Source organism: Asticcacaulis sp., assembly GCF_051954415.1.
Classification (GTDB): domain Bacteria; phylum Pseudomonadota; class Alphaproteobacteria; order Caulobacterales; family Caulobacteraceae; genus Asticcacaulis.
In genome coordinates this window covers 46,277-68,163 of the sequence record NZ_JBQCHT010000026.1, presented here as the reverse complement: position 1 = coordinate 68,163, position 21,887 = coordinate 46,277, and the positions used below count along the sequence as shown (strand labels likewise).

At 57.6% G+C, this 21,887-nt stretch carries 15 protein-coding genes; 8 read left to right on the top strand and 7 right to left on the bottom strand.

Annotated elements, in window-relative coordinates; all coding sequences use genetic code 11:
- Positions 1-355 precede the first annotated feature (355 nt).
- The 6 genes from ACTHND_RS09470 (at position 356) to ACTHND_RS09445 (ending at position 9,464) form a co-directional block, all read left to right on the top strand.
- Positions 356-3,562: a TonB-dependent receptor gene (locus ACTHND_RS09470; protein WP_440177702.1), complete on the top strand. Its 3,207-nt coding sequence runs from the start codon at positions 356-358 to the stop codon at positions 3,560-3,562.
- A 65-nt stretch (positions 3,563-3,627) separates the two neighbouring features.
- Positions 3,628-4,206, top strand: coding sequence for a CC0125/CC1285 family lipoprotein (locus tag ACTHND_RS09465; protein WP_440177701.1), 579 nt, complete (start codon positions 3,628-3,630; stop codon positions 4,204-4,206).
- A 37-nt stretch (positions 4,207-4,243) separates the two neighbouring features.
- On the top strand, positions 4,244-4,921 hold the full coding sequence (locus tag ACTHND_RS09460) for a DUF6445 family protein (protein ID WP_440177700.1): 678 nt from the start codon (positions 4,244-4,246) through the stop codon (positions 4,919-4,921).
- A 21-nt stretch (positions 4,922-4,942) separates the two neighbouring features.
- On the top strand, positions 4,943-6,484 hold the full coding sequence (locus tag ACTHND_RS09455) for a tryptophan halogenase family protein (RefSeq protein WP_440177699.1): 1,542 nt from the start codon (positions 4,943-4,945) through the stop codon (positions 6,482-6,484).
- A gap of 3 nt (positions 6,485-6,487) precedes the next feature.
- Positions 6,488-7,954: a tryptophan 7-halogenase gene (locus ACTHND_RS09450; protein WP_440177698.1), complete on the top strand. Its 1,467-nt coding sequence runs from the start codon at positions 6,488-6,490 to the stop codon at positions 7,952-7,954.
- 1 nt (position 7,955) lies between these two features.
- The gene (locus ACTHND_RS09445; RefSeq protein ID WP_440177697.1) at positions 7,956-9,464 is read left to right on the top strand and encodes a tryptophan halogenase family protein; all 1,509 of its coding nucleotides are present in this window, start codon (positions 7,956-7,958) and stop codon (positions 9,462-9,464) included.
- 32 nt (positions 9,465-9,496) lie between these two features.
- Here ACTHND_RS09445 and ACTHND_RS09440 read toward each other — a convergent pair whose 3' ends face one another.
- The 6 genes from ACTHND_RS09440 to ACTHND_RS09415 form a co-directional block, all read right to left on the bottom strand.
- Entirely contained in the window at positions 9,497-10,276 is a 780-nt protein-coding gene (locus ACTHND_RS09440) for an IclR family transcriptional regulator (protein ID WP_440177696.1), read from the bottom strand.
- A gap of 617 nt (positions 10,277-10,893) precedes the next feature.
- Positions 10,894-12,165, bottom strand: coding sequence for a glycoside hydrolase family 5 protein (locus tag ACTHND_RS09435; protein ID WP_440177695.1), 1,272 nt, complete (start codon positions 12,163-12,165; stop codon positions 10,894-10,896).
- Between the two features lie 154 nt (positions 12,166-12,319).
- A complete protein-coding gene (locus tag ACTHND_RS09430) occupies positions 12,320-14,371 on the bottom strand; it encodes a beta-galactosidase (RefSeq protein WP_440177694.1) in 2,052 nt (683 codons plus the stop codon).
- A gap of 73 nt (positions 14,372-14,444) precedes the next feature.
- Positions 14,445-16,829, bottom strand: coding sequence for an ABC transporter permease (locus ACTHND_RS09425; RefSeq protein WP_440177693.1), 2,385 nt, complete (start codon positions 16,827-16,829; stop codon positions 14,445-14,447).
- Entirely contained in the window at positions 16,826-17,488 is a 663-nt protein-coding gene (locus ACTHND_RS09420) for an ABC transporter ATP-binding protein (RefSeq protein WP_440177692.1), read from the bottom strand. The genes ACTHND_RS09425 and ACTHND_RS09420 overlap by 4 nt, the downstream gene beginning before the upstream one ends.
- A gap of 121 nt (positions 17,489-17,609) precedes the next feature.
- Complete coding sequence (locus tag ACTHND_RS09415; protein ID WP_440177691.1) at positions 17,610-18,065, bottom strand: hypothetical protein; 456 nt, start codon at positions 18,063-18,065, stop codon at positions 17,610-17,612.
- A 148-nt stretch (positions 18,066-18,213) separates the two neighbouring features.
- On the opposite strand from ACTHND_RS09415, the gene ACTHND_RS09410 reads away from it, so the two are divergent.
- Complete coding sequence (locus ACTHND_RS09410; protein ID WP_440177690.1) at positions 18,214-19,455, top strand: sigma-54-dependent transcriptional regulator; 1,242 nt, start codon at positions 18,214-18,216, stop codon at positions 19,453-19,455.
- A gap of 40 nt (positions 19,456-19,495) precedes the next feature.
- Entirely contained in the window at positions 19,496-20,659 is a 1,164-nt protein-coding gene (locus ACTHND_RS09405) for a sensor histidine kinase (protein ID WP_440177689.1), read from the top strand.
- Here ACTHND_RS09405 and ACTHND_RS09400 read toward each other — a convergent pair.
- The gene (locus tag ACTHND_RS09400) at positions 20,656-21,459 is read right to left on the bottom strand and encodes an IclR family transcriptional regulator (RefSeq protein ID WP_440177688.1); all 804 of its coding nucleotides are present in this window, start codon (positions 21,457-21,459) and stop codon (positions 20,656-20,658) included. The genes ACTHND_RS09405 and ACTHND_RS09400 overlap by 4 nt on opposite strands.
- Between the last annotated feature and the right edge of the window lie 428 nt (positions 21,460-21,887).

The window sequence follows — 21,887 nt, the reverse complement described above, 5'->3', positions numbered from 1 at the left end:
AACTGGGCGCACTCCGTAATTTGACGCGCCTTCATGCGGTAGCATTTTATGAAAATAAATTCTTTATATGAACACAAATGTGTCGCAATCTGGCAACGTCGCGCAAATTTTCAAAAATATGTCTGACTTTTTAGCTTGAAATCATGTGACCGCTATCATAACCTTGTTACGTCTAACTGGCGGGGACCGGCAAGGCACGGCTCTCAAAATGTTAGCGATACCATAAAAACGTCTAACTGACACACTCGCTTCGGCGGGAAATCACAAAAAGTACTCGGGGCCATAAGCCACACGAGACAGGGAGCTAAACATAATGACATCCACACGGGATAACTTTGTCCAAAATCACGGCGCCATGCGTGCCCGTTCTCGCGTCGGCAGGCTGCTGCTCGGCTCGACGGCGCTTGCCGCGGCACTGCTCGCCACCACGGCCTTCGCACAAGAGGCGGCGCCAGCTGGTTCGGATAATCCGGAGGCAACGGCTCAGGACGACGGCCAGGTCGTCATCGTTACCGGTATCCGCAGGTCGCTGGAAACGGCGGCCCAAATCAAGCGGAAGTCCGATACGTTTGTCGATTCGATCACGGCATCCGACGTCTCCGCACTGCCGGATGCCAGTGTGGCGGAGGCCCTGGGCCGTATTCCGGGCGTATCCGTGACGCGGTATTCGATCCTGCCGCAATACAACACCGGCGGTGCCGGCGGCGCCAGTGGCGACTTCCCTTCCGCCGAAGGCTCGGGCAACCTGATTCGCGGCCTGTCGTTCGTTCGCTCTGAATTCAACGGCCGTGACCAGTTCACCGCCAACGGCGGCCGCGCGCTCGACTGGTCGTCCATTCCGCCCGAACTCGTCGGTGGTGTCGATGTGTACAAGAACGCTTCGGCCGAGCTGATCGAAGGCGGCGCCGGCGGTACGATCAATCTGCGCACGCTGGCGCCGTTCGACCGCAAGGGAAAGGTGTTCTCCGTCAGTGTGGACGGCACCTATGCCGACCTGCGTGACGCCTGGTCGCCCACCTACAGCGTCATTGCGAGCAACCGCTGGCAAACCAGCGCCGGCGAATTTGGCCTGCTGGGCTCCTATTCACATTCGGAACTCAAATCAAACATCAATGACTGGCAGATCGGCGCGCCGGTCCCTAAGGTCAATGTCGGTGCGGTTGAAGCCACCGGGCCGGACAAGTTCGACGGCGTGCCCGTCGGCGATGTCATCGGCACACAGACGGTCTTCCAGTTGCGCCACAACGAGCAGGACCGCGAGCGCACCAGCTACTATCTGGCCGGGCAATGGCGCAACGATACGACGAGCGTTCTGATCAAGTACATCAATGTTGAGAATGGTACGGACACCGTCGAACATACGGTTGAGCACCTGCCGGATTCGAACACGCCGAACAATACGGTTCTCTCGGACATCAAGACTATACCGTACAGTGGCACAGTCGCGCTCTGCAATACCGGTTATGATCTCGCCCTGGGCGGCTGCAGCCAGCCGATCGCCATCGGCCAGTTGATGACGTCGGGACGGATTAACGGGGCCTCAGAAGACGGCGGCGCCTATGGCTATGCCATCAATACACTGGGGCGTGGGGTTGTTGATCACTCCAGGACCGAGGATTTCAGCATCAACCTGAAGCACAATTTCAGCAGCCAGTTGCACCTCAACCTCGATGCGCAATATACCAAGGCAACGGCTTCCCAAAACGAAATGTGGGCCGGCGGTCAGACGCACTTCATGGTTGACATGGTGTCCGACCTTGATCATGGGTCTGTCAAATTCACCATGGACCCGCGCGGCAACCAGATCACTGCGGTCAAGCCTGGTCTGACACCGACCACTGCGTCGACCAGTACGGCTGATCCCGGGGTCTACTGGTGGCTCTATAATGCCGATAACCAGCAAAAGGGCAGCGGCGATCTCTATGCGCTTCGCGGCGACCTGGTTTACGACTTCGCGGACCATTCGTGGTTCAAGGATATCAAATTCGGCGCCCGCTATTCTGAACGTAACCAGACCAACGATACCGCCAACCAGAACTGGGCGGGCGTCGCACCGCCCTGGGCCGGCGGCGGTGCCACGCCGTTCAGTGCCCTGCCGGCCGGCATGACTGAAGTCGATGACTACAAGGACTTCTTCCGTGGCGGTCTCGTCCAGGGCGATAATACCAAGTTTGTCTATATCAACCGGGATTATCTCCTGAATTACGACAAGATGGTGGACTTCTTCGCCAACAACTCGGATCCGAATACCGGCCTGGTTCGCGGTGCGCCTTGGGCGCCGCGCGTTCCGATGTTCCCGGATGCCAACCGTTCCGAGATCACCGAAAAGACGACCAACTTCTATGTTCAACTGGACTTTAATCATGAGTTCGGCAACGGCCAGTCGATCGAGGGCAATATCGGCGTTCGCTATGCGAAAACCGATCTGGAATCGGCGGGTAACCTGGTCCGTGTTCCATTCCCTGATGAGACAACCTGTACGCCGGGCACGGACACCAACGGTACTGTGACGACGCCGGGTGCCTGTTCACGCGACAATCCGCAGGATTTCCTGCCGGAGACCACCGCCTACCTTCAGTTGGCCGCACAAGCCATCAATTATTCGACCAGCGACGACCATGTCCTGCCATCGTTTAACATGAAGTGGAACCTGAACGAGGACATGCTGATCCGTTTTGGCGCCAGCCAGAATCTGACGCGCGCCAACATCGCGGACCTGCGGGCCTACACGACCTACGGTGCCAGCACGCTCAGGACGCCGTTCCCTGCCGGGCACTGCGCCTCTCTCAGCCTGCCTGACGGCTGTAATGACGGGGTCCAGAATATAAGCCTGACCGCGATCAGCGCCGGCGGCGGAAATCCGCGCCTGAAGCCGACGACTTCGGATAACTTCGACCTCTCCTATGAGTGGTACTTCCCCAGTGGGAATATCACAACGGCGGTGTTCTCGAAGAAGCTGCACGACGTCATCCAGGGCGGCTCGGAAAACATCGGCAACGTCACGCTCGATGGAAAGCAGGTGCCGATCGTCTATAGTGGCCAGGTTAATGCCAAGTCAGTGGATGTGGACGGCGTCGAGCTCGCCTATCAGCAGTTCTACGACTTCCTGCCGGGTATCTTCTCCCACCTTGGTGCGCAGGCGAACTTCACCTACATCGACGCGAGCACGGCGCCGGATACATCGTGTACAAATAACGGCGAACCCTGCCGTTACAACATCACCGATCTGTTCGGTCAGTCCAAGTACCTGGCGAACCTTGTTGGCATCTATCAGGATGACAAGTTCGAAGCGCGTCTGGCCTATTCATGGCGCAGCCGCTACCTGATCGTGAAAGGCGACTATATGACGGGCAACCCGACCTACAACCAGGCGGGCGGTTTCCTCGATGGATCGCTGAAGTGGAATGTCAACGAGCACCTGCAACTTCATACATCGGTCGAGAACATGCTCGATACGACGACGAAGGCGGTCATGCAGGTTGATGCGGCTGGGCATACGCTTCCGCGCTTCGCCATCAAGAACGATCGCCGGATCGTGGTTGGCCTGCGTTACCTGTACTAAGTCAATCCGAGAGAGGGCGGGGTAGAGTCTACCCCGCCTTTTTGCCTGATCCGTGAGGTTTTCCAATGAAGAGGTTTTCACTTGTCGCCGCGGCCTTTATCGCCGTGGTCGCGGTCTCCGGCGCCGAGGCGAAGGAATACAAGGCTGCCGCCAAACCGGGTGACGCCGGTTATTTCAATGTGCTTGAGGAGGGTGGTTTCTGGACGGTCGGCTATACTGGTGAGCCAGGGCAGTCCAACCGCGAAATCGCCGAATACGCCATGAGGCGTGCCGGCGATCTGGCCGCAGAGCAGCACAAGGAATGGTTTGCTGTGCTGACGACCACCAATCGCATGGTTCAGCTTGGTGTCGCTGACGATCTGCAGATGCGCGCCGGCAATTTTATGGGTTCTAGCGGTGGCGCGAATACGTCGGCGCCGGTTTCCGGCGCACCGGCCGGCAATTCCCGTAATAATACGGGCACCTTCGGTGGTGAAGCGGTCCCCAACAGTGTGCTGGAGCGCTGGGAGCCACGCAAGGTACGTCAGACGCTCCTCGTGATCGAACTGGGATCAGGCGATAATGCTTCATTTCCAGGACTGGACCACACGCCGGAAATTTTTCCCGCTACAGGGGCCGCGTCCGCGCCATCGCCCAAGCCATAATTTACTTTCCGTGCGGACTGGGTGTTAGAGTAGGGCCATGCAGGTCGGGGTATATGAAGTCGGGCGTTCGAAGTCCAAAGTCATCGTTATTGATGACTTTCTGCGCAATGCCCAGGACGCCGTGGATGCGGCGGCTGCAGTGCCCGCCTTTCCGCCTGAAACCAGGACAGGTTACCCAGGCAGGCGTCACCAGATCGGCCCGGCGGACAAGGCTTCATTATGCGTTATGGACATATTGAAAGGGGCGGGGCCTCTCATTCAGAGCCAGTATGGGGTGGACAATTTCAGGGTCTTTGAAGCGAGCTTTTCCCTGGTCACGACGCCGCCGGCGGAAATGAGTCATAGACAACGCATTCCGCATTACGACTGGGATGATCCCAACTATCTGGCTATTATGCTTCATTTGCATCGTGTCCCTGACACCGGCACGGCATTCTACCGTCATGTGGCAAGCGATCTCGAACAGGTCAGCGGCGGCGCTGCGTCCAGGCTGGGCAGACGGGTGCAGGCGGAAATCGCAGAATGCCGGCCCGGTCCGGATGCGCACTACGAAAAGCTATTCCAGGTCGAAGGCCGTTTTAATCGTCTTGTCATTTACCAGGGCTGTTTGCTTCATTCGGGCTATTTCCCGCCGGAATTCAATTACAGCAGCGATCCTCGGGCGGGACGACTGACGGCTAATATATTCATTCAAACGGCCAAAAATAGCGGCTGACAATTATATCAGGGTTTTGGGATGCCGCAGCGCTCGAAAAATATTGAAAAAATCTGCATTTTAGGTGGGGGCACGGCAGGGTGGATGACGGCGGCCGCGCTCTCCCACAAGCTGAAGGGATTGCCGGTCCACATCGAACTGGTCGAATCCGATGAAATCGGCACGGTTGGCGTTGGTGAGGCCACACTGCCGCTGATCCGGAACTTCAATGAAGCGCTGAACATCGACGAAGCGACCTTCATGAAGGAGACAGAGGCGACCTTCAAACTGGGAATCGAGTTCTGTAATTGGGGGCGGCCGGGCGACCGCTATATCCATCCCTTCGGTGACTACGGACGACCGATCGATGGTCTGCCCTTTTACCAGGCATGGCTGCGTTTGAGGCAGTTGGGAGACACTTCGCGTCTCGATGAATACGCCTATTCGATTATAGCCGCCGAGCACGCGCGTTTCCAGCGGCCCAGTGCTGACCATACGGCGATCGACGGCGGATTTGGCTATGCCTACCAGTTCGACTCCTCACGCTATGCCCGGTTCCTGCGAAAATATGCGGAAGCTAAGGGTGTGGTGCGGACGGAAGGGAAGGTGGCCTTGACCGACTGCCATCCCGAAAATGGTTTTGTGCGTTCGCTTACCCTGGATAACGGCAAGACAGCGGCGGCGGACCTGTTTGTAGATTGCTCCGGGTTTCGCGGCGTCCTGATCGAACAGGCGCTGAAAACGGGCTATGACGACTGGAGCCACTGGCTGCCATGTAACCGGGCGATTGCTGTCCCTTGCGAATCCCGTGGTGCCTTCGCGCCGCTTACGCGCGCCACCGCACGCGAGGCTGGCTGGCAGTGGCGCATTCCCCTTCAGCACCGGGTCGGCAACGGTCATGTTTATTGCAGCAGCTTTATTTCGGATGACGAGGCGACCACGCGCCTTCTCGAAAATCTCGAAGGGCCGGCCCTGGCTGCCCCCCGACAGCTCTTTTTCACCACGGGCCGCCGGCGCAAATTCTGGAACCGGAATGTCGTCGCCATCGGACTTTCGGCAGGTTTCCTTGAGCCTCTGGAATCGACCTCCATTCACCTGATCCAGGAAGGCATTACCGAACTCCTGCAACTGTTCCCTGACCAGTCCTTCTCCACGCTGGATGCTGATGAATACAATGCGCGCATGGGGCTTTCGTTTGAGCGGGTGCGCGATTTCCTTCTGTTGCATTATGTCGCCAATCAGCGCGAGCAGGGCGATTTGTGGCTGCATTTCCAGAACCTGAAACTGCCCGACAGTCTCGAAGAGAAGCTGAGCGCCTGGATGACGCGCGGCCATATCATCGCCTATGAATTCGGCACCTTCCTGCCGCCCAGTTGGCTGGCGGTCCTGCTGGGGCAAAACCTGGTGCCGCGCGGTTACGACCCGCGTGTGCGTAAGATCGGCGATGACCGGTTGCGGATGGAAGCCCGACGCCTTCGTGACGCGGTCCAGGCCGCGGTCGAGAAAACGCCCAAACACGCCGACTTTATTCGCCAGGTCGGGGCTGGCTCCGGCAGCACTCCGATCATGGCCGGGATGATCTGAGCCATGAGGAGACCCGAACACGACACACCGGCTTTTCACATCGCCATTTGCGGCGGCGGCCTGGCGGCATATATGACGGCGGCGGCGCTTAGCCGTCATTTGCCGCCAGACTACAGGCTGACCCTGATTATCACCGACGAAAATCCGGTGACCGATATCTTCTATGGCAGCGTGACCTCACCCACGGCCTATAACTTCAACCTGTCGATCGGTCTGTCGGAACCGGACCTGATCCGTGGCGGCAATACGGCCTTTTCCTGGGGCACCCATTATCAGGCGTGGGGGAAAGAGAGGAGGGACTGGATACAGGGCTTCCAACTGCCACTGCCGGTGCCGGGCGGAGTCCAGTTTCACCAATATCTCGCCGCCCGCGATAATGAAGCGCTCGAACCCTATCTGGTTTCAGCCACCGCTGCCAGGCTGGGCGTATTTGCGCATCCGCCAGAAACCGATGGGCATTCGCTCGCGCGCGCCGAATACGGCTACCAGTTTTCAGCCGGAGCGTACCGGGAAGCAATGTACTCCGTAATCGACCGCTCGCGCCTGAGTGTGATCGCGGCGACTGTTACGGAGATTGACTGTCTGGCCCATGATATTCAGCAGGTTCACCTGGCCAATGGACAATCGGTCTGCGCCAACCTGTTTATCGACTGCACTGGTCCCGAGGCCGCCCTCATTGGTCGCATGGGCGCGGAGATGATCAGTGGTAAAGCGTTGGGCGCGGCACTGACCGAGACGCCATCCAGGACATTGGGGACTGCTATCCGCGTGCTGACTGGGCAGGCATTCGGCTGGCAAGCGGATACCCCTTTGCAGGACGCTGCGGCGAAACTGACCCTGTACGCGATGGAAGATGAAGCCGCGGCCCTGGCGGCGCATGGCGCTGTCGATGTCGGCGCCGAGGCGGTCTGCGGTCGCCGGTCCGCCGCCTGGATCGGCAATTGCGTGGCGATAGGTCAGGCGGCGGCCGTTGTCGATCCGCTGACGCCCGCACCCCTGATGCTGCTGCAACGCGATGTCGAGCGTCTGCTCACGCTAATTCCCGTATCGTCCGACATGGCCATGGAACGGCGTGAATTCAATCGACAATTCGCCAACGATCATGACCACGCCGAACTGTTTCGCGGCGCGCTGCTGGCTTCGCCGCCTGAGGACGCCGGCCCCTACTGGCACGGGGGAGAAGCATCCGATGAAAGGCTCGACCGGAAGATCACGCAATTTCTCAGCCGGGGCGTACTGGTCTCTTACGACCTCGAACCCTTTACGCCGGAGGACTGGCTGATCCTGCACTATGGCATGGGGCGCCGGCCGAAACGCCATGACCGCCTGGCTGATACCCCGCCGGACGAACAGGTCCGGGCCTATCTTTCCGATCTGCGCAACCGGATCGAGGCGGCGGCCCGCAGCCTGCCCGATCACCACACCTACATGGTCAACCTGAAGCGCTATTTGGCGCACAGAGGCGCATAGAATGGCACCGCTCCTGAAAAACATCGTGATTGCCGGCGGCGGTACGGCCGGATGGATGACAGCCGCCGCCTTGTCGAGCCTGCTCGGTCCGGACAAGCTGTCGATCACTCTGATCGAGTCTGAGGAAATCGGCAGCATCGGCGTGGGCGAGGCCACGATTCCCGACATCATCAATTTCAATCATCTGCTGGGCATCGACGAGGCCGACTTCATCCGCGAGACCAACGCGACCTTCAAACTCGGCATTGAATTCATCGATTGGGGGCGAAAGGGGGATCGCTACATCCATCCGTTCAGCGGCCACGGCGTCGATATGAACGGTTACGATTTCCACCAGTACTGGCTGCGCAGCCGCGCCGCCGGTAATCCCCACCCGATCGACGATTACAGTTTGTGCGCCGTCGCCGCCCGGCAGGGCAGGTTTACCCATCCGGATACCAATCCGCGCACCGTACTGTCACATATCCGGTACGCCTATCATTTCGACGCCAGCCTTTATGCCCGATATCTGCGCGGCTATGCCGAAAAACGCGGTGCCCATCGGGTCGAAGGCAAGATACGGTCGGTTGGCCAGGCCCCCGAAACCGGCCGCATAATGCATCTCGATCTCGAAGATGGCCGATCCGTTCAGGGTGAATTTTTCTTTGACTGTACGGGTTTCCGCTCTCTGTTGCTGGGCCAGACGCTCGGCGTCGGCCATATCGACTGGAGCCGCTGGCTGCCGTGCAACTCCGCCCAGGCCGTGCCGTCGGCGCATTCCGGACCGCTCACGCCCTATACACGCGCCACGGCCAAGGCTTCCGGCTGGCAATGGCGCATCCCCACCCAGGCGCGGACGGGTAATGGCCATATCTACTGCCGGGACTTCATTTCCGATGACGAGGCGACTGCGGTCCTCCTATTCGGGCTGGACGGCGAAGTCCTGGCGGCGCCGCGGACCATCCGGTTCACGGCCGGCCACCGCCAGACCTTCTGGGAAAAGAACTGCATTGCCATCGGCCTTTCGGCTGGTTTCCTGGAGCCTCTGGAATCTACTTCGATCTATCTGATTCAGGAGGGGATCAGCCGGTTTATTTCCCTGTTCCCAGACAGCGCCCTGCCGGACGTACTGCGCAACGAATATAACCGGCACATGAAAACCGAGTTCGAGCAGGTCAGGGATTTTATCATCCTGCACTTCAAGGCTACCGAAAGGGACGACAGCCCTTTCTGGAACTATTGCCGCAATATGACGATCCCTGACAGCCTGGCGCGCAAAATCGCCTTGTTCCGCGAGGGCGGGCGCACTTTCCGCTACGAGGACGAACTGTTTTCGCGTCCAAGCTGGGTGGCGGTCTTGCTCGGGCAGAATATCGTCCCTGACGCCTGCGATCCGGTTATCGCCAGCTTGCCGGCGGATGAGGTCATGGCCAGCGTGGAGTCAATGCGCAGGGCCATGGTGCAGGCGGCAAGCCAGATGCCGACGCATGACGAAGTCCTGAAGCGCTACCGCAAGGCCGGCGCCGCCTGAGCAGACGAACAGCCGCCGGCAGGAATGCGGCATCAGCAGCGGATGGCGCCCAGTTCTTCCGAAATCTGGCGGGTCGTTTCCTGCAGAATCAGCCGTGCTTCCTCACGATCGACCTTTTGCGTGCCGTCTATCAATTGCAGAAAGGGCACTGTGAGCGCGGCGAGAGCAACACCATTGCCGCCAAAAATCGGACAGCTCATGTCCGTAACGCCGACCGTGCGGGTGCTTTTCATCATCTCGTAGCCGCGGGTCCGAATTTTGCGCAGCGTATTTTCCAGCGTGGGATCGATACTGACTTCGCCAACGCGCGGTCCGTCGTTGACAGCATCGAAGGCAAGCAGGACGTGACCGGAGCATGTGGCCGGCAAGGCGATCTCGGCGCCGACGCGCGTGGCAAACACAGTAGGACCAGGCGTCTGCTGGCGATATACGATCATTCCGCGGTCACCGTTGCGCACGGCGAGATGACAGGACTGTTCGATTCGGTAGGAAAGTTCGCGCATGAACGGGGCCGCCGTCTGAACCAGATCGTCGACGGGCGTGGCCTTGAAGCCCATTTCCAGCAGACGCAAGGTCACGCGAAACCGGTCGCCGGCATGGCGTTTGATCCAGCCTTGTCTTTCCATGACCATGATAACACGAAAGATTTCGCTGACAGACAGGCCCAGCTTGCCAGCCATTTCGGTTATAGTCAGGCCACCGGGAAATTCGGAAAGGAGCTCCAGAATTGTGAAGCCCTTTTCAAGGGCGGGCGCGCTGTATACCGGTGACTTGCGGGTTTTTTCATCAGGATCTTGCGAAGAAACGGCCATTGGATAGTCAGGCTTTCAATTCGATGGATTTTGGCGCGTCATGCGACAAATTATCGCCGACCTTATGGCGCGTCTGCAGGAAAAGATCAAATAAGCCGTGAAACAGCCAGGTTCTTATCACTCGGCTCTTCGCTTCGGGCGCTGGCTATTTGGGCTTTCGTGGCCACGAGCGGTTTGTTATGTTTGCAGCGCTACCCCGATTTGTAATGACAGGCCGACCCGAAAGGGCGACCGACGCCGCAGGCGCCCTGAAGGGGTAAGCGTTGTTAAAACAACGCGCATCAATCTCTTCGAGTGCGTCAATTAAAATCAGTGACTTGAACGAAAAAAAAGCGGTGCAATTACACCACTTTTTTCGTTTGTAAACCGCTGTAGAGGCGTCGCAAATTTGCAGCATTATTGCCGATTTTGAAAATTATTATGTTTTATCAATCGAATAATGGCGAAAAAATAGTCTGGGTCTCGCAGGCTGGGGAAGGGTCGACAAGCGCTGCCGCATGATTATTGGTTTCCTGTAATGATCATTATCGGGTGATCAGCCGAAGCCAGCGCTCCGGAGATATCCGGAGCGCTTTTACCTGGTTAGCAGAAAACCAATTGATGATCGTGACACAGCTTTATTTCTTGCCGGCGGCCGTGAGCAGGCCGTCGAGAATATCCGTATCCTTGACGGCAAGTGTGGTCCGATCGATCAGGCTGCCGGTGTCCCAAAGGAAGGGCACCACGCCGTTGGCCAGGGCCTGTTGGGTGACGTATTTGTTCCAGTAGGTCACGGAGGCGTTGTGCTTCGGCAGATCGAGCGGCGTGGTTTTACGCCAGGCGCCGTATTCGCCCATGATGACGGGTATGCCCTGGTCGACAAAATGTGTTTTCATCGCCAGCATCTGCTGATCGGCATAGTCTTCCTCGCCCCAGGTCGCATTGCGGTCGGGCTCGATGGTTGAATGGTTATCCTTACCCCAGTAATAGAACATCTTGCCCCAGGACTGGTCCTCACTGATGATCATGAACTGTGAGGGGGTATAATAGTGGATTTCGAACATCAGGCGATCGGTCGCAGTGTCGGTAGGCATACCAGTCCACAGTGATACAGCATATTCAGTACTGGTATTTGGCGACTGGACGATCAGAGTTCTATAGGCGTTCTTGCCGCCAGTCGAACGAACGGCGTCTATGAAGGTCTGGTGGTAGTATTTCAGGACACTCATCTTTTCTGCGGTGTCGGCAGGTGGCTCGTTCGCGCCTGCGAATATCAGTCGTTCGTCGAAGTTGCGGAGATGAGTAGCTATCTGCTCCCAGAACGCCTTTTGCTTTGCAGCCGTCGCCGCCTTGTCGGTGTCGTTGATATGACTGTCCAGCCAGCCGCCGTCCCAGTGAATGTTCAGCACGACATAGAGATCGGCGTTCATGCAGTATTGCACGACCGTCTTCACCCGATCGAGCCAGGTGGCGGAAATCTTGGCGGTGGCCTGGTCGGCATACTGATCCCATGCACAAGGCAGTCGAATGGCATCGAAGCCCAGTGATTTGTACTTATTCACCAGATCCTGGGTAATCAATGGATTGCCCCAGGCAGTTTCGCCGCCGATGGCTTCCATCGTATTGCCGATGTTGATGGCCAGCTTGATTTTGCTGGAAATCTGCGCCGCGGTGCTGGTCATGCCGGTGGAATCCGCGGCCAGCGGGCTTGTATTGTAATCCGGGTACAGACTGGCGGACGAGGAACTCGAAGAAGACGAAGAAGACGAGGACGAGGCCGACGAAGATCCGCCGCCGGACGAGCCGCCGCCAGAAGAACCGGATGACCCGGAACCTCCGCCGCCGCACGCGCTGCAGGTGGCGGCGATGGCCACTGTCGACAAAAGAAATGCACGCCTGCCAAGTATCATTTGGTTTCCTCGATATTTTTGTTGTGCGCCCGATCATGAAGGTTGAACGCATGGGGGTAGTGTTAATTTGTCAATAAAATAGCATTTTGCAAATAAAATACGCGCTGTCGCCCCACTTCTTTGAAAAGTGATGCCGTTTTGTCGTACTTTTTCCCTATTGCAACAGGTCAACACCGTAAGGCCCCAGATGCATCTCCCTATTCCAGGTCGTATGCGTAACGAGCCCTGTTTTCTGACCGGAAATCGGCACGACCTTATCGGTCGTGGTTGTGTTTACATACAGGGTCCGGCCATTCACCTCGCGGGCATAGACCCCTTCGGGTGTTTTAGGCCCGACAGCGATTTTCAGGTCGGCATACAGGCTTTCGTATAGCGGCGTCATGATGGACGCCTGAGCGGGCGTGGCCACGTAGATCGCACGGCCCTTGCCATAGCTATTCATGGTTATGACGGGCGGTGATCCTTCAACATTTGAAAACCGGGCCATGACTTTTGCGGTTGACGGTTCGAGCACTTCGTAGAAATTGATCGTGGTGCTGAAATCTGTGTCGCCGATCCGGCCGGTCAGCGGCGTGTCGGTGCGATAAAACGCATTTGTTTTCAGGCCGAAGACATCGGACAGCCTGCCCGGCAAGGGTGTGTTGTGCCACTGGCCGGTGCCGTCGGCCTTGTCGGATAAGGCTGTCATCACGACCGTGCCGCCATTTGCGACATAGGCGCGGATCGCGTCGGTCGCCCTTTGGTCCATCAGGTATTCGCCGGAGACAACCACAAGCTTGTATCGGCTCAAATCCTCGTGCGCGACATTGATCACCGCCACGTCGATATTGTCGTTATAAAGTGGCGCGAAGGCGTTGTGCTTCTGCGTCAGGTAGGGCGTGGTGTAGTAGGCGCGCACCGTATTGCTGGGCCCATTCGGATTGGAGGCGACGCGCGAGTCAAACGAATAGTCGATAGCCACTTCAGGCGAGACCTGTCGAGGGAAGCCAAGGGTTTGCATTGCGCGGAATTCCTGGGCGATGGCACCGAATTCATCAAGCTTCCAGGAAGGCGTGTCGTCGTGATCGATCAGTCCGAAGAGGGCCTGTTCCTCTCCGCCAAGATGGCTGTTGAACGTCCAGGCGAGGACGGCCTGTCCACCATTGAGGAGGCCGAAATAGGCCCACATGCGCGAACGGCCTTTACTGCCGTAAAAGCCGCCGCCGCCGGCCTGAAACTCGTTGAACCAGACAGGAGTCGTCAAGGCGCCGCGCATCATTGATGTCTCAAAGCCGCCGCTGATGGGGTCGCCGTTGTAATAGCCGTAGGCGCCATAATTGACATATTGGCGGTAGGTCGAAAGATAGTCGAATCCCTTGCGATCGGAGCTGTCCCACAGGTTTGAAATCGCTGGCTTTTCCGGTGCGTTACGCTGGCGAATGGCGTCCAGATCCTTGAGGGCGCCGATGGTCACATCCGACCAATAACGATGCAGGTCCAGGTAGCGCTCTGCCGGCCCCGGACCATCGCCATAGGGGAGCTGAACCTCATCCCAGGCACTGATGCGTCTCGACCAGCGCTGGGTGGCCCAGGCCTTATTCAGACTGGCCAGGTCTCCGTAACGTGCCTTGAGCCAGGTAATGAAACGCTGCCTGTCGGCCTCTGAATAGGACATGAAACCGTTGCCGATTTCGTTATCGAAACCGATGGCTATAATGTTGGGATCGGCGCCGTATCTTTTTGTCAGCGTATCGGCGAAATCGGTCACAAGGCGCCGATAATCGGGATCGCTGATATTGTCCATATAGCGTTCGGCCGGGTTGAGCCGCGTTCCGTTTTGTGCAACGAGATCAACCCCCGGATATTTTCGATGCAGCCACAAAGGCGCGGGCAGGCCCGGTATATCGAGGATAACACGAATGCCATTGGCCTTCATCTCGGCCATAACGGCGTCAAACGCCTTGAAATCGTAGACGCCTTCTTCGGGTTCAAAATAATCCCACGACAGGTCGCCCATGCGCACAATATTGAACCCGGCCTTCTTCATGAGCGCAATATCACGGTGAATTTGCTCGGGGTTCCGATCGACAGGCTGATAGCAGGTGCCGACGAACAATTGTCCAGCACCGGGCCAGTTGGGATGCTCTGCCACCGTCTTGGCATGAACAGCACAGGGGATGGCTGTGGCGATCAATAAGGACGCCATCAGGCTGTTCATAAATTTCATCTTTTTCCCCTTCAGTTGAATAGTTTTGTTTATTTGTATTATATATAAATCTATTATTCAAATATAAAGACGCTCATTCCAGATTTCTCAACGGGCTGCTTGACCGGGCGGGTTGCGCCAGCGCCGTATGGATCGCCAGGGTGCCGAAGGCGATGACAAATGTGGAGGCGCTCGCCAGGATGAAAGCCAGCCAACTGGGGGTTACGTGCAGCGCGAAGGTATGCAGCCAGGTAACGGCGATACTCCATGCGAGCGGCCCCGCGATCAGATTGGCGATCAGCAGCGGTCGCAGATAGGGTTTCAGCCGGAGCGCGATCAAATCGGCCTTGCTGGCGCCGAGCGCATTGCGGATGGCGATTTCCTTGCGATTCGTCCTGTAAATATGGATAGACAAGCCGATCAGGCCGAATATGCAAACGGTCACGCCGATAACCGACAACAGTCCGAAGACATACCATTGCTGGTACATGTCGGCGTATTCGGCATGGACATATTCCGAATAGAACTGCCTTTCCAGCGGGCCGGCTCTCGGATAGGCCTGTTTCCAGATACGGTCGATCTGATCCAGAGTCTCTGCCTCGGTGCCAGGCACCAGTTTCACGCTCAGGCGATTAAAGAAGGCCGACTGATTGTCGAAAATCATCGGCGGCGCGGGTTCGCGGACGTCGGCCAAACGTATATTGTCAACCACGCCTATGACATGTGAGACAATGTCACCATTGTTACGCGCCAGGTTTATGTCGCGGCCAATGGCGTCCCGTGGCGCCCTGAAGCCAAGGGCCTGCAAGGCGGCCCGGTTTATCACCACGTCCCGCGCGGGTGTCAGTTCCGGGTAGGTAGTTGCAAAGGTCTGGCCGGCAAGACGCCGTACGTCGTAAAACTCAAAAAAATGTGGATCGACGGATTGCCGCTGCGCCTGGATAATCTGTCCATCCGCTCTGCGTATCCAGTCCGGCCAGATGTTGGCCTGTTCGGGGAGGCTTCGTGAGTAGGTGGCTTTTTCAATGCCTTTCAGCGCCAGCAAGGGCTGCCTGAGGCTTAAGTCCGCCGGTACGTCTGATGACGTGTTGATCAGCAGGATGTGGCTGGCATCATGGTTCAGCGCGTCGCTCGTCGCAAACCGCCACTGCTGGTAAACCGTGTAAGAGGTCATCAGCAGCAAAATCAGCAGAGAAAAGCGGGCCACCGTCCATAATGAACGCGACAATGAGGGACCGCTTGATGACGGGGGGCGATTGCGGCTGAGGCGGGGATGGGCGGACGCCAGGGCCAGGGCGGGGTACAAGGCGCCCACCATGGCGATTATGAAACCAACCGACAAGCTTCCCCATAAAAACCAGGCTTCGGACCAGGGGGACCGGCCTATGCGCATGATCGGATCAAGCACGGGCAGGAAACGTTCAACCGCGGCGGCAGCCAGTATCAAAGCCAGAGCGACCAGGATGGCGGCTTCAACCAGGACCTGAAGGCAGATCTCGTGCGTCTTCGCCCCCAGGGTTTTGCGGATCGCCATCTCATGGCGCCGTTCATCGATCTGTATGGCCATTAGTTCACTGAAATTGACCACGGCCAGCACAACAATGAGGACGGCCACGGCAATCATGGCGATAATCGTATCGGGGTGTCCGCGCGGCGCGATCGGGGCATCGGCCCTCGGCAGGAAGTGAACTCTGGGCAGGGCGACGATTTCAAATGTCATGGGACGCTCGCGTGACGAAATACCGTGGCGGGTCGCCAAGGCGCTGAGCGACGCCGCTGGAGCCGATGCGCCGGGTTTCAGGCGCACGAAGGTCAGGCACGAGGTCCAGTTCCATTCCGGATGCGTGTCCAGGATGGAGAGCATACTGTAACCCGCTTCGCTGGATATAAATATCTGCCTTCCGAAGCTCGTATTGTCGGGAAAATCAGCGAGCACGGCCGTGACGGTAACGGGCAGCCAGTCGCTCAGCATAACGGTCTGTCCGACGACGTCTTCGCGTCCGAAAAAAGCCCGCGCCATTTTCTGCGTCAATACCATGCTGTCGGGCTTCTGCAGGGCATGGCTTAAATCCCCGGAAACGGCTTTGAAGGGCACCAGGTCGAAGAAGTTGGAGTCCGCCCAGTAGAACGCCTGCTGCGTCGTAATTTGCGGCGTTCGCATCGGCCACTCGGCCGTGACCAGACGCGATGCGGCGTCTATCGAGGAGTTGTCCTTGGCCAGCCATTTGGCCATGCCCGCAGGCGACTGGTCGCTGCTGACCTGTTCGGGGCCATCGGGCGCGTACAGAGTTCTGAGGAGATAGATATTGTCGGCATCGGGTATGAAACGATCAAAGCCGAGTTCGCTCCTGACCTCCAGCGCAACGATGAAGGCAGCGGCAAAACCAATCGCCAGGCTCAGGACTTTCAGCAGGCTCATGCCCCAGTACCGGCTCAATATCCGGCCGGGCTGCCCGAAACCTTGCGCCAGGCGCATCATGACAGGCGCCGGCGGGTGAACTGAATCTTGCCATCCAGCATTTCAACAATGCGTTCGGCCTGATCGGCCTGCGCCGGCGCGTGCGTCACAATAACAAGGGTACATCCTTCGGCATTGACGGCTTTCAGGATATTGAAAATCTGCGCGGCATTTTCGGAATCCAGATTGCCGGTCGGTTCGTCAGCGAGGATGATCGATGGCTTGCCCACTATGGCACGGGCAATGGCGCAGCGCTGCTGCTGGCCGCCGGAAAGCTGGTTTGGCAGGTGATTGGCCCTGTGGGCGATGCCGACAAGGTCCATGACTTCCTGGACCCGTTCATCGATGTGAAAATCCGGCTTATGCCGGTAGAGCAGGGCCAGCTTGATATTCTCGTAAACGCTGAGGCTATCGATCAGGTTGAAGCTCTGAAAAATGAAGCCGATGTCAAAGGCGCGCAACCGGGCAAGTGCGCCGGGGGCGGCATCCGCGACGTTCTGGCCGTGAAACAACACGCTGCCTGTCTCCGGACGATCCAGAGTCCCCATGATGTTAAGCAGGGTGGATTTGCCGCAACCGGAGGGACCGCAAATGGAAACGAACTCACCGCGTTCGATATCGAGCGTGATGTCACGCAGAGCGTCGACGCGACGGCCGGCGGCTCGATAGGAGAAATTCACGCCCCTCAAACTTATGAGGGGCGCGGTCGTATCCGATACTGTGTTTTGCGCTGGCAATTGGAAACCCTGGGAGCCGCAAGGCGCGTCTGGTCAACGAGCTTAATACAGGTTTTGCGGTAAGTTAAGCCACCAGGGACTGTGCAATAAAGGATTGGCTCAGGCGGTTTGCGGCCGCCGCGACCTGCGCCCGGCACTCTTCCAGGGATGGCCCGTTGCGACGCTTCACGCAGGACGACACAAGAAGGGCGACCTGCTTCGTGCCCTGGAAGATGGGGGCATAGACATCCGTAATGTCAGGCAGGTTGGGGTTCGGTTGTTGGTCGGCCTTATATGGCTGATCAGATACAGTGTTTCCGGTGTCCTGAACCTCGTAAACCATCCCTGTGGGCATGTTGACATAGAAAGCAGCCGACGGGACGCTCTGAAGGATGACGCGGAAGCATCCTTCCTGGCGCATGACAAGCTGGCAGGACTGTTGCAGGGTCTCCGCGAGCTGATCCAGAACCGGCCTTGCGCAGTCCGTCATGTCCTCGCATTGCGCATTCAAGACAAAAGCACTTCTTTGGGTCATCATCATGTGGCTTCCTCCGCATTGTCCGTATCTTTGTTCTTTTTGACAGTTTAGCGGATTTCCAAAAATAAGCTAAGGCGTCAATTTTATTTGACTTTTTCATAATTTGAGTGAATTTTGACGCATCAAGTGTCCGAGTTGTCCGGAATCGTACATGCCGCAAACGCATAAAACCCTCCTGTTTATCGATGACGATGCCGATGTCCTCAAGACGGCGGAGTTGTTGCTTAATAGGGCAGGCTATACCCTTCTCAAGGCCAGTTCGCCGGCACAGGCCTATGCGTTATTGTCTGCACAGGCCGTCGATCTGATCCTGCTCGACCTCAATTTTTCCCAGGCTCAGACTTCAGGTGAGGAGGGCCTCGCCAGTTTGCAGGAGTTGCGCCGCTATGCGCCGGGTTTACCCGTGCTGGTCGTGACCGGTCACAGCGGACTAACCGTGGCTGTTCGCGCCCTGAGGGCCGGCGCCACCAACTTCATCATGAAGCCGTGGAGCAACGACAAATTCATCGCCGCAATCGAAGAGGGGCTGGGGCAGGGGCAGCGAAACCCGAGTGCAGACATCGGTCCGATTTCAGAGCCGCCATCGGTTTCCGACGCGGAATTCATTATCGGGGACACCGAGGCCATGACGCGTATCAAGGCGCTGGTGGACCGCTACGCGCCGCTGACGGTCCCGGTCTTATTGTCGGGGGCACCAGGAACAGGAAAATCGCATATCGCCCGCGCCCTGCATAACCGCTCCGGGCGGGCGCATCTCAAAGTGGTTGACGCGTCATCGATCTCGACGATTGCGTCCGAAGAGCTGCGGGACGTCACTCTGATTATTGAAGCGATTGAAAGGCTCGATAGCGGTTTTTATCAGGTCTTGCTGGACTGGCTACCAGGATTTGAGCGCCGTAATGTGCGTGTGGTCGCAACCTCTGCGCGTGGGCGCGGCGATATGGATCTGCCGCGTGGCCTCGTTTATGCGCTTAGTACCCTTGAAATCAATCTGCCTACCCTGGCGGAACGTACTGGCGATATCGGTGTTTTGGCCGAGCATTTCGCCAACCTGTGCGTCTACAGGCAAAATCTGTCGCACCGCGCCCTGACCCCGGAAGCCATCGCGCATCTCAAGGCGGCTGTCTGGAGCGATAATCTGCATGCGCTGCGTCAGGTCATGGAGCGTGCGGTTATCGAAACGGACGGACCGGTGCTGGGGCCGAAGGATCTGCACATACCGTCCATTCAGGATATCGACCTCCGAACGACCGTCTCAAGTCTGGAAACCACGGAAAAATTCGTTGTCGAGTCGGCCCTCAAGCGCCACAATTTCAATGTCACCAAGGCGGCTGCCGAACTGGGCGTGACACGGCAGACTCTCTACCGCCGAATGAGCCGCCATGGTCTTTAGGGGCGTGATCATCAAACTTATGGGTGTCGTGGGCGTGGCGGTGACCGCGATCCTGGCATTCACGTCGGCGCGTGATCAGATGTGGGCCAATATGGCCTTGTGTCTTATGGGGCTGGCTGTAAGCACGGTGGTGCTCTTGGCAGCCAGTGAGACATGGAGGCGCCAGAAGGATGATTCCGCCGAGCCTAGCATCCGTTCCGAAGCGACGCCGCCAACCCTTTCGGCCCTGCTGGATCAGGTGCCGGTGCCATTGTTAAGGTCTGTCGAAGGGGAGAGCTATTATGCCTTGAACCTGGCCGCACGCCGGCTTTTTCGGGTGGATGATTTTATAAGCGATCCTCCGCCGGCGCTGGTAATGGCGGTGATGCGTGCGGAAAGAGGGGCACGGTCCTCGATCCGGCTTTTTGACAGCATCTATGCCCTTGGGGTCAGCGAACTGTCTTTTGAGAAACGCAAGGAGCGGTTTATCAGCCTGACGGATATTCAGGCCGAGATGCGCATAGCGGAGGCCACGGCCCTGGGGGATACCTTGAGGGTCATCAGTCACGAAATCATGAATTCGCTGACGCCGGTCGCCTCTCTCGCCGAGACGGCACAACACTACCTTGAGGGCCAGGCGCCCGAAGACGTACAGTCCGCCAGGGAAGCGCTGGCCTTGCTTGAGCGGCGCGCCAGGGGCCTTAAGCGGTTCGTTGAGGGATACCGTTCGCTGGCGCGTCTGCCGCAGCCTGAGTTGCGTCGCGTCGATGTTTCAGGGTTTGTCGCGGATGTCGTGCGTGTGTTTGAGCAAAGCGCCGTGGCTAAGGGCGTAATCGTTACCCTTGAGATGGACGAGGGCGAGGCGTTCCTGGAAATGGACGAGGCCCTAATGGCGCAGGCGATGATCAACGTCCTGACCAATGCGGCCGAGGCCACGCGCGATAATAGCGGGCCGGGGCGTGTGAATATTACTCTGCGGTGTGTGGATAATGATATGGGTATTGTGATCGCGGACAACGGTACTGGCATAGAACCGGCGATGCGGGACCGCATTTTCCACGGCTTTATAACGACAAAGCCGGAAGGCGCCGGCATAGGTCTGTCCCTCGCCCGCCAGATCGCGTTGGCGCATGGTGGTGACCTGCGGTTGACGGAACACTCAGAGCCCTGGTCTTCGGTATTTATGTTCAGGTTGCCGGGCAGTAAGAGTCTGGCGGATAGCTAGAAGGTTTCCCGCGGTGCCGCCCCCAATGCGTTCGACAGGGAGGTGCAGGTGTCAACCAGGGCGTTCGCACAGTCTTCGACACTGATGCTCAGCTTGCTGCGGATGTACGGTATGGTGATGGCGGCAACCAGGCCGCGATCGTTAAAGACCGGACAGGCGATGTCGGTAATGCTCTCCGAATAGGCGCTTTGGGCGATGAGGAAACCATTTTCCCTGGCGCGTATGGCCTGCTGCTCAAAACGCGCCCATTCACTTTCGGAGACGGTGGGCTGCAGTGCTTTCCGCCACGCCGCCTTGCTCGTCGGAGTCTGGAAGGCGTACAGTACGGTGCCTGCGGTCGCCTCGACGATCTCCTGACGATAGCCGACGCGCACATGAAAACTGGGGGCGGCCGGTGCGTCCATCTGCCCGATGACAACAACCTGGTCATCGGAAGCGACTACGATGTGTGTCGCCTGTAAAATCTCATCGCTGAGCGCCCGGATCGCGGGAATGGCGTAATCGAGCAGATTTTTGCTGACGCCACGGGACATGCCGAGTGAAAACAATTTGTTGGTCAGTTCGTAACCACTCTGGTTTTCGGCCATGGCAACATAGCCGCGGTGTTCGAGCACCGCGATCATCCGGAACAATTCACTGACGGAGCGATTCAACTGCTCCGAAATTTGACGGGGCGGCATGGGTTTGGGAGAGGCGGCGAGAAGCTCGACGATATCCAGCCCCTTTTCCAGGGCCGGCGCGCGATATTTCAGTTCGCTCTCCTCTGTGTCGTCCTGAACAGATAGATTTAGCTTCGCCATGATATGCCTCTGTATGCCTGCGCATCCACCTTGAAAATGAACGCCTTGCGATGTTTTCACAGGTATGAATGAGTCTTACCAATGGCGATCATATATGAAAAGAAAAAATAACGTCACCGGAAAAGAGTAGTCCGAAAAAAATACCGGCATATTGAACTCATTTCGTCGCCTGCACAGGCATAAGCTGGATTATGCGCGCAAATGTCAGGATCATTCGACTGCCTGTCAATTTATTCATGCGGGTTTGCATGTGAAAATATATTTTACATTTGAAGTTATTTGTATGTAATATAATTATATAGACGGGTTTCGAGCAGGGCAAAACCGCCGCGTCTGATGCAGGTGTGTTGAAGAGGCGGCGGGCATAATCGAAAATTTCCCGGTTTCATAAAAATACGGGCAGCGAGGCAGACGATGAAACGCATAGG